The sequence below is a fragment of the Paucibacter sp. TC2R-5 genome, assembly GCF_025717605.1.
Lineage (GTDB): Bacteria > Pseudomonadota > Gammaproteobacteria > Burkholderiales > Burkholderiaceae_C > Paucibacter_A > Paucibacter_A albus.
Genome location: NZ_JAJIRQ010000006.1, coordinates 266,835 through 280,249 on the forward strand (window position 1 = coordinate 266,835; position 13,415 = coordinate 280,249).

13 protein-coding genes are annotated in these 13,415 nt (G+C 64.0%); 10 read left to right on the forward strand and 3 right to left on the reverse strand.

What is annotated here, in order from left to right; translation table 11 throughout:
* Positions 1-188: 188 nt before the first annotated feature.
* Positions 189-1,241, reverse strand: a complete 1,053-nt coding sequence (locus LNV08_RS15870) for a 2-dehydropantoate 2-reductase (protein ID WP_263534693.1) — start codon at positions 1,239-1,241, stop codon at positions 189-191.
* 48 nt (positions 1,242-1,289) lie between these two features.
* Positions 1,290-1,835 carry a DUF962 domain-containing protein gene (locus tag LNV08_RS15875; protein WP_263534694.1) on the reverse strand — a complete coding sequence of 182 codons (546 nt, stop codon included), beginning with the start codon at positions 1,833-1,835 and terminating at the stop codon, positions 1,290-1,292.
* A gap of 251 nt (positions 1,836-2,086) precedes the next feature.
* On the opposite strand from LNV08_RS15875, the gene LNV08_RS15880 reads away from it, so the two are divergent.
* Complete coding sequence (locus LNV08_RS15880) at positions 2,087-2,710, forward strand: hypothetical protein (RefSeq protein WP_263534695.1); 624 nt, start codon at positions 2,087-2,089, stop codon at positions 2,708-2,710.
* Here the strand turns inward: LNV08_RS15880 and LNV08_RS15885 are convergent.
* On the reverse strand, positions 2,661-3,230 hold the full coding sequence (locus LNV08_RS15885) for a GNAT family N-acetyltransferase (RefSeq protein WP_263534696.1): 570 nt from the start codon (positions 3,228-3,230) through the stop codon (positions 2,661-2,663). The genes LNV08_RS15880 and LNV08_RS15885 overlap by 50 nt on opposite strands.
* 201 nt (positions 3,231-3,431) lie before the next feature.
* On the opposite strand from LNV08_RS15885, the gene LNV08_RS15890 reads away from it, so the two are divergent.
* The 9 genes from LNV08_RS15890 to LNV08_RS15930 all read left to right on the forward strand — a co-directional run bounded on the left by LNV08_RS15890 (position 3,432) and on the right by LNV08_RS15930 (position 13,357).
* On the forward strand, positions 3,432-4,670 hold the full coding sequence (locus LNV08_RS15890) for an efflux RND transporter periplasmic adaptor subunit (RefSeq protein WP_263534697.1): 1,239 nt from the start codon (positions 3,432-3,434) through the stop codon (positions 4,668-4,670).
* 35 nt (positions 4,671-4,705) lie between these two features.
* Complete coding sequence (locus LNV08_RS15895) at positions 4,706-5,428, forward strand: ABC transporter ATP-binding protein (RefSeq protein WP_263534698.1); 723 nt, start codon at positions 4,706-4,708, stop codon at positions 5,426-5,428.
* Positions 5,429-5,433: 5 nt separating this feature from the next.
* Positions 5,434-6,744, forward strand: a complete 1,311-nt coding sequence (locus LNV08_RS15900; protein WP_263534699.1) for a TolC family outer membrane protein — start codon at positions 5,434-5,436, stop codon at positions 6,742-6,744.
* On the forward strand, positions 6,741-8,048 hold the full coding sequence (locus LNV08_RS15905; protein WP_263534700.1) for an ABC transporter permease: 1,308 nt from the start codon (positions 6,741-6,743) through the stop codon (positions 8,046-8,048). The genes LNV08_RS15900 and LNV08_RS15905 overlap by 4 nt, the downstream gene beginning before the upstream one ends.
* A 27-nt stretch (positions 8,049-8,075) precedes the next feature.
* The gene (locus LNV08_RS15910; protein ID WP_263534701.1) at positions 8,076-9,296 is read left to right on the forward strand and encodes an ABC transporter permease; all 1,221 of its coding nucleotides are present in this window, start codon (positions 8,076-8,078) and stop codon (positions 9,294-9,296) included.
* A gap of 19 nt (positions 9,297-9,315) precedes the next feature.
* On the forward strand, positions 9,316-10,665 hold the full coding sequence (locus tag LNV08_RS15915) for a sigma-54-dependent transcriptional regulator (protein WP_263534702.1): 1,350 nt from the start codon (positions 9,316-9,318) through the stop codon (positions 10,663-10,665).
* Positions 10,665-11,996 carry a sensor histidine kinase gene (locus tag LNV08_RS15920; protein ID WP_263534703.1) on the forward strand — a complete coding sequence of 444 codons (1,332 nt, stop codon included), beginning with the start codon at positions 10,665-10,667 and terminating at the stop codon, positions 11,994-11,996. Before LNV08_RS15915 ends, LNV08_RS15920 begins: the two co-directional genes overlap by 1 nt.
* Positions 11,997-12,066: 70 nt before the next feature.
* A complete protein-coding gene (locus LNV08_RS15925) occupies positions 12,067-12,717 on the forward strand; it encodes a GGDEF domain-containing protein (protein ID WP_263534704.1) in 651 nt (216 codons plus the stop codon).
* A gap of 196 nt (positions 12,718-12,913) precedes the next feature.
* Positions 12,914-13,357, forward strand: a complete 444-nt coding sequence (locus LNV08_RS15930) for a hypothetical protein (RefSeq protein WP_263534705.1) — start codon at positions 12,914-12,916, stop codon at positions 13,355-13,357.
* The last annotated feature ends 58 nt before the right edge of the window (positions 13,358-13,415 follow it).

Sequence of the window (13,415 nt, forward strand, 5' to 3'; positions counted from 1 at the left end):
GGCATCTTAGCGAGCGGGGCTTGATGCCGATCATGAGCCGGGCCGCTGCAGCCCAAATTTCGAGCCAAACCGCTCGGCAAAAATCATCAATTGTGAGCGATCACTCTTGGCCAGAATTCGATAGAGACTCGGCCAAAGCGAAATCCTGCTGCGGCGCAAGGACTGAAAAATTCACCGATAGAAAAAACTCAAACGGCTCGCAAACCGAGTGCTATTTGCAGCTGTTCTGGGCTGTAACAACCCTGCTGATCTTGTGCCCAAGCCTGCACCAGCGCCTGCATGCGGGCGTTCAAGGGCGCTTGGCCGCCCTGCCCGGCGGCGAACCGAACGACCTCGCCGCATAGGGCGTCGATCTCGGTCGGACGACCCAAGGCGAGGTCGTCAGCCATGCTGGAGCGGGCCTTGGCGTCGATCTTGAGCATGCGCGCCGCCAGCAAACGAAACAGCGGCGTAGGCAGGCGCAGCATCGTGATGAGGCGGCGCGGCGGCAGCGGCGTCATCGCGGCGACCTCGATACCGGCTTGCTCCAACACATCCAAAGCCTCGCTTTGCAGCGCCGCAAAACAGCGCCGATAGCCACGCTGCAAGAGCTGGGCACGCAGCGGCACGCCGGACAGCGCATTGACCGGATTGTTAAGATTGATGAGGAGCTTGCCCCACTGCACCGCGCGCAGGTCGGCGTGCAGGCGCAAGTCCACGCACTGGCACTTGAATGCAGCTTGCAAGGCCAGCAAGCCCGACTCATCGGGCGAGCCCTGCATCGCCAGCGCGCCCATGGTGCCGCGGTGGAAATGCCCGGGCGCCAGCTCGGCCACATTGAAGGGTGTCATACCGGCTCGCCAATCAAGCGCCGGCGCGACGGTGCGCGCGCGCTCTGTATTGCCGACGCCGTTCTGCATTGAAACGACCAAACTGCCGGCCGGCAACCCCGCCTGAAGTTGCGCAGCGGCCTCGGCGGTGGCGCCACTCTTCACGCATAACAAGGTGATCGCGGGGCTGAGCCCGGACGGCAGGCTGTCATGCAAATGCAGCTCGGCAGCGGGCAAATGATGGCGGCCATCGCCCAGATCGCTAACGGTCAAACCCTGCGCACGCAAATCAGCCAGGACACGGGGCCGCCCAACAAAGTCGACCCGCAGCCCGGCCGCAGCCAAGAGCCCGCCAAGATAGCAGCCGATCGAGCCGGCGCCCATGATCAAGACGGAAATTGCTGCGGCCGCTGGGGCCCGCCCCCCGCTCATGCGAGAAGGACTATCAATCCGCTCATGCGAGCGCGACCCTCAATCCGCTCATGCGAGCGGATGGGCCAAATCGCGCAGATGGGTTGGGCCGACGCGGCGTTCAATTTCGCCTAGCAAGTCATGCCCCCAGCCGAGTGCAAACATCGCCTCGGCGACCACGAACATCGGGCCGACCAGCAGCCCCACCAGATCATCAACAAAGGCCGGCTTCTTGCCTTCGTAATAGTGACCGAGGAACTGGACCACCCAGCCGACGACAAAGGCGCCAACACCCCAGCTCAACCAATTGCCCAGGCTGCCGGCAGCCAGCGGCTCCGCCAAGGCCATCAACACGCCATTGACGGCACTAACGGCCAAGCCCAAGACCAGATTGCCGCGCGTCAAATACCAAGCCGTGCTGGCGCCCCAGAGCAGCCAAGCGGCGGTCAGCTGCACGCCGCCAAAGCTGAGTTCGGCCCGCGCCAGCAGCACACCGATGGCGAAAACGATCAGTGGAATGCCGACGAAATGGGTGGCGATATTGCGGCGATCGCGGTGGTAGCTGGCGTATTGCGCCATCAAATCGAGCGCTGAGCGGAACGGGCTTGCAGCCATAAAAGTCTCCCTAATCAAGGCTTGGAGCCTGCCAACCATACTAATTCAGCACGGAGCGGCTTGGCTGTCAAAATCAAGTCAAATTCTGCGGCAATTTGGCCAACAAAATGAACCCGACCCCAATATTCAGACAATTTTCAAGGGTTTGGCCGGCGATTCTTGGCGTCTGGCTTTTGATTGGCTGTGCTGCCGCGCCGCGGATCGCGCCAGCAACAGCTCAGGCGAGCGACTGGGCCGCGGACTTTGGCGACTTGCGCCAAAGCGCCGCCGCCCAGCAGCAGGCGCTGTGGCAGATTGACGCCGCCGCCTCTACGCTCAGCGTCCATGTATTCCGCGCCGGCCGCGCCGCCAAACTCGGTCACAACCATGTGCTGAACGCGCCCAAGCTGATGGGCAAGCTGCGCCTGCCCCAGGGGGAGCCGGAATTGGCCGCAGCCGGGTTCGAGCTGGCCTTGCGCCTCGACGAGTTGCAGCTCGACGCGCCGGCGGCCCGCGCGGCCTTGGGTGCGGCCTGGGCCTCGACCTTGGCGCCGGAAATGGTTGCCGCCACGCGCGCCAATATGCTGGGCGAGTCGGGCTTGCAGGCCGGCGCTTTCCCGCTGCTGCGCCTGCGTTCGCTGCGCCTGGCCGGCGCCTTGCCCAAATTGGCCACCTTGGTCGAAATCGAGTTGCATGGCCGGCGCCAGCAGCAATGGCTGGCCTTGCACGCGACCATGGAGAGCGCCACCGTCCATGCGCGCGGCGCCATGGTGCTGCGCCAGAGTGACTTTGGCTTGACGCCGTTCTCGGTCGCCGGCGGCTTGCTGTCGGTACAAGACGAGTTGCTTATCGAATTTGATCTGTTGGCGAGGCCGCAACAAGAGCCGGAGCGCTGACAAAGCATTGCACCAGCCCCTGCCACCAGCCCTCGCTCAACACATGCTCGGTGAAAGCGCCGCCCGTGTAGCCGGCAATGACGCGGCGCCAAAATGCTTGTGCCGCCAAGTTATCCCTCATCTGACCGACCTCCCACTGGCCGGGCAGCGCGCTGAACACCGCGCGGGCCAACTCGGCGCCCAAGCCGGTGCGGCGGTATTTTTTCAGCACGAAGAACTGCGCCATCCAATGCGCCGAGGCGCCGGGCTCACCCACTTTGAGCGCAGGATTGACCAGCGCAAACCCTGCGTAGCGGCCATTGACGAGAGTCACAAACGCATGGTGGCTGCGGTCGCGCCAATACTGATCAAGCTCGTAGCCGTATTCGCCATGGCTGTCCAAGTCCTGGTCCCAGATATCGGACAAATCATGCTGGTACAGCTCCAGCATTCGAAACAGCGGCAAGCGGTCTTCGGGCAAGGCCCGGCGTATCTGTAACTCGGTCAAGGTCATCGCTAGGTTCCAGCTTTGTGAAGGCATTGTCCGGTCGCCTTGTCCGCACATTCTGTCCGAATACTGTCCGCGGACAGTCCCCGACCCGGCCAAACCGTCCTAAGCCCTTGATTTGACTGACGCCCGGCAAATGGCAAGACCTGGCACGCCGCTTGCGTTGAATAGACCAAGCAGGCCACCCAACACAAGCACCCCATGATTCGAGACACCTCTGCGCAGGACCAAATCTTGCCCCCCACCAAAAACCGCCGTCGCTTCGCGCTGGCCGGCGCGGCCCTGGCTGCCTTGGTACTCGCCGCCTACGCCGGCCCAAAATTGCTGGGCCAGTTCGGCGGCGGCGCCTCGGTCGGCCTCGCCAGGCTGTCACTCGCCACCGTTGATATTGGGCCGCTGACCCGCGACATCGCCGCCGAAGGCCGCGTCGTCGCCGCCAACAGCCCGACCCTGTTTGCCGGCAACCCGGGCAGCGTCAGCTTGAGCGTGCAAGCCGGCGACCAAGTCAAACGGGGTCAGGTCTTGCTGAAGATCGCCAGCCCGGAGCTGACGGCGCGCTTGGGCCAGGAACGTGCCAATGCCGATGCATTACAAAGCGAATGGCTGCGCGCGCAAGCCGACTCGCGCCAGCAGCGCGCGCAGGCGCAAAGCCAGCTGGAGACCGCCCAGATCAGCTTCAAGACCGCTCAGAACGAGCTGGCGCGCCAGACCCAGGCCTTCCAGGCCGGCGCCACCGCTGCGGCCCAAGTCGATCAAGCGCGTGACACGCTGGCCAAGGCGCAAGTCGCCTTGAAGCAAGCACAGGAGCTGCTGGGTCTGAAAGATGACGCGCTCAAGTTCGAGCTGCAGGCCAAGCGCCAGGCCTTCGAGCGCCAGGCGCTGATGGTCAAGGATGTCGAGCGCCAGGTCGAGGAGCTGAATCTGCGCTCGCCTGTGGACGGCCAGGTGGGCCAGCTTTTTGTCATCGACCGGGCCAGTGTGGCCAAGGACGCCAAGCTGCTGTCGGTCATCGATCTGTCTGCGCTGGAGGTGCAGATCCAGGTGGCCGAGAGCCTGGCGCGCGAACTAACTCCTAAGATGGCCGGCGAAATCAGCGGTGGCGCAGATCAGAAGTGGCAGGGCTTGCTCAGTTCGGTCTCGCCCGAAGTCGTGAACGGTGAGGTGGCGGCGCGGCTGCGCTTCGCAGGCCAACAGCCCGAGCAGTTGCGCCAGAACCAGCGCCTGTCGGTGCGCATGTTGCTCGACCACCGCGACAAGGTCTTGACGCTGTCGCGTGGCAGCTTTGTCGAAGAAGGCGGCGGCCACTTTGCCTACGTGCTGCAAGGCGATCATGCGGAGAAACGCGCGATCAAGCTCGGCGTGCAAAGCCTCGCCAAGGTCGAGGTGCTGGAAGGCCTGAAGGCCGGCGATCAGGTCGTGATCTCGGGCGCAGACAACTTCAAGGACGCGCAGCGCGTCAACATCAGCCGTTAAGCAGCTAACTCTTCAATTACTCAGGAGTCAACCCCATGTTGAAAATGAAATCACTCGCCAAGGTCTACCGCACCGAGATGGTCGAGACCTATGCGCTGCGCGACTTCAATCTGGAGGTCAAGCAAGGCGAGTTCGTCGCCGTCACCGGCCCATCCGGTTCCGGCAAGACGACCTTTTTGACCATCGCCGGCCTGCTGGAAGCCTTCAGTGGCGGCAGCTATGAGTTGGACGGCGTTGACGTCAGCCGCATGAACGACGACGCGCGCTCGAAGATCCGCAACCAGAAGATCGGCTTCGTCTTCCAGGCCTTCAATCTGATCGGTGATTTGAACGTGCTCGACAATATCGAAGTGCCGCTGCGCTACCGCGGCATGGGCGCGGCCGAGCGCAAGAAGCGCGCCTCGGATGCGCTCGCCCGCGTCGGCCTGTCGGCCCGCGCCAAGCACTATCCGGCCGAATTGTCCGGCGGTCAGCAGCAGCGCGTGGCGATCGCCCGCGCCTTGGCCGGCGAGCCGCGTCTGCTGCTGGCCGACGAGCCGACCGGTAACCTCGACAGCCAGATGGCGCGCAGCGTGATGGAGCTGCTGGAGGAGCTGCACCGCGAAGGCGCCACCATCGTGATGGTCACGCATGACCCGCAGCTGGCCGCGCGCGCCCAGCGCAATGTGCATGTGATCGACGGCCAGGTGGTCGACATCGCCGCGGAGCTGCGCATGGACCCGGCGCTGTTCAAGGCCGAGTCGCCACAGCTGGGCTGATGACGATGAAGCTGCAACGTCTAATCCTGTTGACGGCACTGGCGTGGCCTGTGTTGGTCTTCCCAACGCTGGCGCGGGCCGACGACCTGTTGAGCATTTACGCGCAAGCGCTGGCGGCCGACCCGGTCTTGGCCGGCGCCAGCGCCAAACGCGGCGTGCAGCAAGAAGCCGCCACCCAGGCGCGCGCCGCGCTGCTGCCGCAGTGGAGCGCCGGCGTCGATCAAAATCACAGCAAACCCGGCACCACCGACAGCACGCTCGTCAACAGCCGCATCAGCCAAAGCCTGCTGGACATAGGTCAATGGCGCAGCCTGGAAGCCGAAAACACATTGCTGTCGGCCCAGGACGAGCGCTTGCGCGCAGCGCAGCAAGACCTTTGTGCACGGGTCGCTAACGCCTATTTCGGCGTGCTGATCGCCCAGGCCGGGCTGAACACCGCGCAGGCCAATGAGGCGGCCTTTGCCGAGCAAGTCAAGCAGGCGCAGAGCCGCTTTGAGGCTGGCTTGTCGGCCCAGGTTGATGTGGACCAGGCGCGCACCTTCCACGAGCTGGTGCGCGGCAATATTTTCCAGTCCGAGCAAGCGCTGGCCGATGCCAAGCAGGCCTTGACGGAGATTACCGGCAGCCCGGCCGGCGACTTGGCCGCCTTGGCGCAAGATTTGCCGGCGTTGGCGCCACAGCCGCAAGATCCGCAGGCCTGGGTAGAGCGCGCCTTGAGCGGCAACCCCCAATTGAAGGCCAGTGGTTTGGACCTTCGCGCCAGCGAGCGCCGCATCGAAGCGGCCCGCGCCGGCCATCTGCCCACGCTCAGCCTGGGCCTGGACAGCGATCGCCGCAGCCTCAATGATTCGGCCAGTGCTCGCACGGTCAACACCATTGGTCTGAAGCTGAGCATCCCGCTGTTTGCAGGCGGGGCGACCCAGTCCCAGGTGCGCCAGGCCGGCTACAGGCGCGACGCGGCGCAAAGCGATCAAGAGTCCACCCGCCGAGCACTGATCCGCGAAACCCAAGCCCAGTACCAAGCCGCGCTGTCGGCGATGGCGCAGATGGACAGCAGCCGCCTGGCCGTCGCCGCCGCCAATCAGGCACTCGCTTCCACCAAGGCCGGCCAAGCCCTGGGCCTGCGCAATATGACCGACCTCTTGCTGGCCATTCAAGCCCAGGCCTCGGCGCAAAACGCGCATGAACAAGCGCGCCACCGCTACGTCTTGGCCAAGCTGCTGCTCAGCGCAGCGGTCGGCGCACTCGATGTATCCGAATTGGCGGGCGTCAACCAATGGCTGCAAGCAAGTAATACCGAAAGGAAATCTTCATGATGCTCACCTATTACTTCGAGCTGGCGCTGCGCAGCTTCAAATCCTCGCGCGGGCTGACCGCGCTGATGCTCATCACCATCGCCATGGGCGTGGCCGCCTGCATGACGACGCTGACGGTGTTCCATGTGCTGTCGGGCAACCCGATTCCAGGCAAGAGCAGCCAGCTGTTCAATATTCAATTGGATGCCAATCCAATGAACGGCTACAAGCCCGGCGAAGAGCCGAATCTGCAACTAACCCGCTTCGACGCCGAAACCTTGCTGCGCGAGGCGCGCGCCGACAAGCAGGTGATGATGTCCGGCGGCAATATGGCGATCACCCCGCCACAAACCGGTCAGCAACCCTTCATCGCCAGGTCACGCAATACCTCGGCCGACTTCTTCGCCATGTTTGAGGTGCCCTTCCTCTACGGTCAGGGCTGGACGGCGGCCGATGATGCGGCCGAGGCGCGTGTGGCAGTGATTTCCAAGGCCTTGAACGAGCGCTTGTTCGGCGGCGCCGACAGCCGCGGCAAAACGCTGCGGGTGCGCGACAAGGACGTCACCATCGTCGGCGTGATGAACGACTGGCGCGTTGTGCCGCGCTACTACGACCTGACCAACGGGCCCTTCTCCAAGATCGACGAGATCTACTTCCCCTTTAGCACGGCGATGGCGCTCAGGTTCGGCATCTCCGGCAACTTCTCTTGCTGGGCCAGTCCTGCCGGTGGCAATGCCCGCGCCCTCAACGCGCCTTGTTCGTGGATTCAATACTGGGTCCAGCTCGACAGCCCCGAAAAGGCCAAAAACTACCTGAGCTACCTGAATCAATACTCGGAGCAACAGCGTGCCAGCGGCCGCTTCGAGCGCCCCAGCAATGTGCGCATGCGGGACGTGATGGCCTGGCTCAAACAGAGCCAAGTCGTGCCCGATGACCTCGGCCTGCAGCTTTGGCTGGCCTTCGGCTTCCTGGCCGTGTGTTTGACCAATACCGTGGGCCTGCAACTGGCCAAAGCGCTGCGCCGCTCGGGCGAGATCGGCGTGCGCCGCGCCCTGGGCGCGCCGCGCCGGCAGATCTTTGCGCAGTTCCTGGTCGAGGCCGGCAGTCTCGGTCTGCTGGGCGGCCTGCTGGGCCTGTGCCTGACCTGGCTGGGCGTGCTGGCGGTGCGCAATGGCGCCAGCGAATACGCCGCCCAGATCCAGATGGACGCCTTGATGCTGGCCACCACGCTGGGCCTGGCCCTGGCCGCCAGCCTGGTCGCCGGCATCCTGCCCGCCTGGCGCGCTTGCCAGGTGACGCCGGCCCTGCAATTGAAGTCTCAATAAAGTCTCAAGAAGGACGGAATCACCAATATGGACATCCTGCCCATCCTCGCCACGCTGAAGCGCCACAAAACGGCGTCATTCTTGATCGTGCTGCAGATCGCCTTGACCTGCGCCATCGTCTGCAACGCGCTGTTCTTGATCATGCAACGCATTGAAAAGATCAATGAACCCTCGGGCTTGGCCGACTCGGAGATCGTTGCAATCCGTATGGGAGGCATCGGTCCGATCCAGAACGAGGACGCACTGACCCGCGCCGATCTGCTGGCGCTGCGGGCCCTGCCCGGCGTCAAGGAAGCCACGCTGCTGAACCAGTTTCCCTTTGGCGACAATATGCAAATGAGCACCATGCGTCTGCAGCCGAAGTCGGATGGCAGCGGAGTCGATGCCTCGCTGTATGCGGCCAGCGAAGGCTGGTTGAAAGCCACCGGATTGCGCCTGGTCGCCGGGCGTGATTTTGAAGCCGGCGAGTACCAGAACCAATCCGATGTCGACAAGTCCGAAGACGCTAGCATTCCTGCCGTCATCCTCAACCGGGCGATGGCCAAGCGCATGTTCCCCAAAGGCGATGCGATCGGCCAAGTCATCTACGGCATTGGCGAAAAGCCGATCCGCGTCGTTGGTTTGATCGACACCTTGGTGTCGGCCCAACCGGGCGGCAAGGATGAGGCGCTGAGCTACAACATGGTGTTTCCGATTCGTTCGAGCTTTCGCAGCGGCACCTACTTGCTGCGCACCGAGCCGGGCAGCCGCGACGAGGTGCTGAAGGCGGCGGCCGTGGCGCTGGACAAGAGCGGGCCCAACCGGATCAAGTCAGAGAGCAAGCGCCTGGAAGACTACCGTGAGCGCTACTACCGCCAGGACCGCAGCATGATCAACTTGCTGGCTGCAGTCTGCCTGGCCCTGCTGGTGGTGACGGCCTTTGGCATCGTCGGCCTGGCCAGCTTCTGGGTCCAGCAGCGCACCCGGATGATTGGCACTCGCCGAGCGTTGGGCGCTACCCAGGGTCAGATCTTGCGCTACTTCCAAACCGAGAATTTCATTCTCTCGACGCTCGGCATTGCGCTGGGCATGGTCGCCGCCTACGGCATCAGTCTGCTGCTGATGAAGAGCTATGAGCTGCCGCCGCTGCCACTGTTTTTTCTACCGATCGGCGCCTTGATACTCTGGGGTCTGGGGCAGCTGGCCGTCTGGGCGCCGGCGCGCAGGGCCGCGGCACTGCCACCGGTGGCGGCACTGCGGGGCGCCTGATTGTTATGCTCGGGGCCAGATGAAAACCGTTCTGATCATTGACGACAACCCCGGCGTCGGCGAGGCCTTGTCGCTATTGCTGTCCCTGCACGATATTGAGCCGCTGTATGCCGCCAGCCCCGAGGCAGGGTTGGCCATATTGGCCGGCGGCAAGGTCGATCTGGTGATTCAGGACATGAACTTCACGGCCGACACCACTTCGGGTGCCGAAGGCGTGGCGCTGTTTCGGGCCATTCGCGCCAAGTATTCCGACCTGCCGGTGATCCTGCTGACCGCCTGGACGCGGCTGGAGGCGGCAGTGGAATTGGTCAAAGCCGGCGCGTCCGACTATCTGGCCAAGCCCTGGGATGACAACAAGCTGGTCATCACGATTGGTAATCTCCTGGAGCTGTCGGAAACCTCGGCCGAGCTGCGGCGCAGTCGTCAAGAGCGTCGCAGCCGCCGCGAGGCCCTGGAGCAGCGCTTCGACTTGGACGGGCTGGTGTTTGCCTCGGAGGCGATGCTGTCAACCTTGGAGCTAGCAGCGCAGGTCGCGCGCACCGAATTGCCCGTCTTGGTCAGCGGCCCGAACGGCTGCGGCAAGGAACGGGTTGCGGCGCTGGTGCACGCCAACTCGGCTCAGCGCAAAGGCCCATTTGTCGCCTTGAACTGCGGCGCTTTGCCGGCCGACTTGATAGAGGCCGAGCTATTCGGCGCCGACAGCGGCGCCTACACCGGCGCGCACAAAGCGCGCGAAGGCCGCTTTGAAGCCGCGCATGGCGGGACGCTGTTTTTGGACGAAATCGGCACGCTGCCGCTCGCCGGTCAGGTCAAACTCTTGCGGGTCTTGGAGACTGGCCGCTTCGAGCGCCTGGGCTCCAGCCGGACGCGCGAATCAAAAGTTAGGGTGATCAGCGCCACCAATGCCGACCTGAAGGCGATGGTGGCAGCCGGAACTTTCCGCGAAGACTTGTACTACCGACTCAATGTGTTCGAGCTGCGGCTGAGCGCCTTGGCCGACAGGCGTGATGACATCTTGCCGCTGGCCGAGTTTTTTCTAGGCAAGGGCAGCGGAGCGCGCATCACTGACGCGGCCCGCAGCGCCCTGCTGGCCCACCCCTGGCCAGGCAATGTGCGCGAGTTGAAGAACGTCATGGCCCGCGCCGGCTTGCTGGCCGGTGAAGGCAAGATTGAGCTCGGCCATCTGGGCCTGGCGAGCGCGGCCGCAGCGCCGGCCGCCACGCGCAATCTGGATGAGCCCAGCCGCGAGGCGGTGCTGGGGGCTTTGGCGACGGCCGGCGGCGTGGTCAGCCGAGCGGCTCAGGAGCTGGGCTTGTCGCGCCAGGCGCTGTACCGGCGTATGGAGCGTTACGGTCTGGACGCCGGCTGATGCGCGCACCCGGTCTGCAGACAAGGCTGAGCCTGGCGCTGCTGGCGGCGGCGCTGCTGGGTGGGCTGCTTCAAGCGGCTTTTTCTGCTCGGCCCTCGATGTGGATTTTGGCCGGGTTGTTGGGCGGCCTCGCCATGCTTTTGCTTTGTTTGAGCAGCGCCGTGCTGGCGCCGCTCAAACGGCTGTTGCGCGCACTGGAAGGCTCGGTGCTGAGCTACAGGGACGGCGACTTCAGCATGTCGCTGGCAGCACCCTCAAGCGGTCAGCCGCCCGAGCTGGCCGAATTGCTGCGTCTGCATAACGAATTAGGCCTGGCGCTGCGCGAGCAACGCCAGCTGCTTGCGCAGCGGGAACTGCTGCTCGACACCGTGGTGCAAAACACGCCCGTCGCCATGCTTTTATGTACCCAGCAGGGGCAGGTCAGCTATGCCAATATCGCCGCGCGCCAATTGCTGGCCCAAGGCCGCAGCTTGGCCGGCGCCGAGCTGGATGAACTGCTGAGCCATATTCCGCCAGCCCTGGCGCAGGCGCTGCGCAGCCAGCAAGATCAGCTGGTCAGCGTGCAAGAGCTGGACCAGGAGGAACAGTTTCATATCTCCCAGCGCATGCTCTTGCTACAGGGCCAAGCCCACCGGCTGCTCTTGATCAAACGAATGACGCGCGAGCTGTCGCGCCAAGAAGTCGCCAGCTGGAAGCGGGTGATCCGGGTCATGAGTCATGAGCTGAACAACTCGCTGGCGCCCATCTCATCGCTGGCGCACAGCGGCGCAGAGCTGGCGCGGCGTGGCCAGATCGAGCGGCTAGAAGGCGTGTTCAAAAGCCTTGGCGGGCGCGCCAGCCATTTGCATCAATTCCTGTCCGGCTATGCCAGCTTTGCCAAGCTGCCGCTGCCGCAGCCAACGACCGTTATGTGGGCAGACTTTCTGGCCGGCCTGAGTGCCCATTGTCAATTCAAGCTGGAAGCCAGCCCGCCCGCTGAAGCCGGTTACTTTGACGCCGCGCAGATCGAGCAGGCGCTGATCAATCTGATCAAGAACGCACATGAGGCCGGCGGGCCGGCCGATGAGGTCAGCCTGAGCCTGCGCCAGGAGCAGGCAACGCTGGTGCTGACCGTGGCCGACCGCGGTCCCGGCATGAGCGAGACGGTCTTGGCGCAAGCGCTGCTGCCTTTTTACTCAACAAAACGTAAGAGCCAGGACGGAGGGACCGGCCTAGGCCTAGCCCTGGCGCGCGAGATCGCCGAAGCACATGGCGGACGCATCACGTTGGCCAAGCGCAGCGGCGGCGGCTTGAGCGTCAGCCTCATGCTGCCGACCCGGCAAAGCGCATGATGTTGACTTGCGTTTGATTTGTTGGGCGCTATCCTTCGCCTTGTCACCCGCAGCCCCAATACCGTCCGCTATGCAAGCCGATATTGATTTATCCACCGCCAGCCGCGCCGCCTTGGAGCAGGCCCTGGCACAAGCGGCCACCCAGCCCCGGACGCCGGCGCTGACGGCCTATTTGAGCGCCTGCTATTTGCGCTTGAGCGAGCTGTGCGAGCAAGCCCAGGACTTCGAAGCGGCGCTGCAGCATTACCGGCGCTTTCATCAGTTCAGCCTGCAAGATCAGGGCGCGGCTTTGCTGGACCGCGCCACGCTGCTGCAAAGCCTGAGCGAGTTCGCCACCCAGCCGTTGCGGCTGGACGCCGGTTTATGCCTGGTCGCCCTGGAGGCAGACGGCAGGGCCGATGGCGCCAAGTTACAAGTGCAGCTCGCCGACTTGCTGCGCCGCCAATGCCGACCCGAAGATTTGATCGCTCACCAAGGTCGTGGCGCCGGCCATGGACTCTTGCTGGTTTTGAGCGATGTGGACCTGGCTTCGGCGCGCAAGGTCTGCGAGCGGGTTCGCTCTGCTTGGCCCAAGCAAGGTGCCGGCGCCAGCCTCAGCATGGGCTTGAGCGCCTGGCGCGGCCCAAGCGACGAACTTGCCCGCCTGCTGGAACGCGCAGAAAGCGCGTTGGCCGCAGCGCAGCGCGGCGGAGGCAACTGCTTGCGCAGCGGATCGGCCTGATGGGCTGGCCTGTTGAGGTCTATTGCGCCCCATGGCGTCCCTTTGCAATTGGCAGGGCTTTTTGCTCGCTCATCAAGCTTTGACTGCGGCCCGGCAGCGCCTACACTCAGGCGCTTAGCTGGCGAGTGTTTGCCTTTTGTGCGGTACTTGCTGAGTTTTCTGTGGCGACTCGCCATCCCCATCCCATCCCTGAGACATGAGTACACAAGCCGACTTATCCAAGCTGGCCATTGCCTTGGAATACGCCGACTTGGGCGCAGGCCTGTATCTGGCCGGCGGCAGCGATCACGCGGCCAAACTATTGGCCGCCGCAGCCGAGCAAGTGCTGGGGGATCTGGCGCGTCTGCTGGGGCCATCGGCCCACAACGACGAGGTGCAGACCCTGCTCGCCAAGATAGCCAAACGCTACAAGGCCGCGCCGCTGGAGCCCAACACCGCGCGCGCCAAGCGGGGTGAGGGGCTTTCAGCCCTGGGCTTTGCGCAGCCGGGAGAGAAGGCGAGCGAGGAGACCCGCGAGGCCACCGCCGCCTATCTGCGCGCGGCTTGGTACACCTTGGAAGCGATGGGCTTGGACGCCATCGTGCCGCTGCGCCTGCAAAAAGCGGTCGATCAAAGCACCATCTACGCCAACCACGGCTGAAGCGCCGAAACAGCGTCTTTGTCGGCGCTAATCTCGTCGCCAAGCACAGAGAGCATCT

Coding starts and splice junctions, on each gene's coding strand:
- LNV08_RS15900 (WP_263534699.1), top strand. CDS start 5,434: ATGAAGCTGCAACGTCTAATCCTGTTGACGGCACTGGCGTGGCCTGTG.
- LNV08_RS15885 (WP_263534696.1), bottom strand. CDS start 3,230: ATGCCTTCACAAAGCTGGAACCTAGCGATGACCTTGACCGAGTTACAG.
- LNV08_RS15915 (WP_263534702.1), top strand. CDS start 9,316: ATGAAAACCGTTCTGATCATTGACGACAACCCCGGCGTCGGCGAGGCC.
- LNV08_RS15925 (WP_263534704.1), top strand. CDS start 12,067: ATGCAAGCCGATATTGATTTATCCACCGCCAGCCGCGCCGCCTTGGAG.
- LNV08_RS15920 (WP_263534703.1), top strand. CDS start 10,665: ATGCGCGCACCCGGTCTGCAGACAAGGCTGAGCCTGGCGCTGCTGGCG.
- LNV08_RS15910 (WP_263534701.1), top strand. CDS start 8,076: ATGGACATCCTGCCCATCCTCGCCACGCTGAAGCGCCACAAAACGGCG.
- LNV08_RS15875 (WP_263534694.1), bottom strand. CDS start 1,835: ATGGCTGCAAGCCCGTTCCGCTCAGCGCTCGATTTGATGGCGCAATAC.
- LNV08_RS15930 (WP_263534705.1), top strand. CDS start 12,914: ATGAGTACACAAGCCGACTTATCCAAGCTGGCCATTGCCTTGGAATAC.
- LNV08_RS15905 (WP_263534700.1), top strand. CDS start 6,741: ATGATGCTCACCTATTACTTCGAGCTGGCGCTGCGCAGCTTCAAATCC.
- LNV08_RS15895 (WP_263534698.1), top strand. CDS start 4,706: ATGTTGAAAATGAAATCACTCGCCAAGGTCTACCGCACCGAGATGGTC.
- LNV08_RS15870 (WP_263534693.1), bottom strand. CDS start 1,241: ATGAGCGGGGGGCGGGCCCCAGCGGCCGCAGCAATTTCCGTCTTGATC.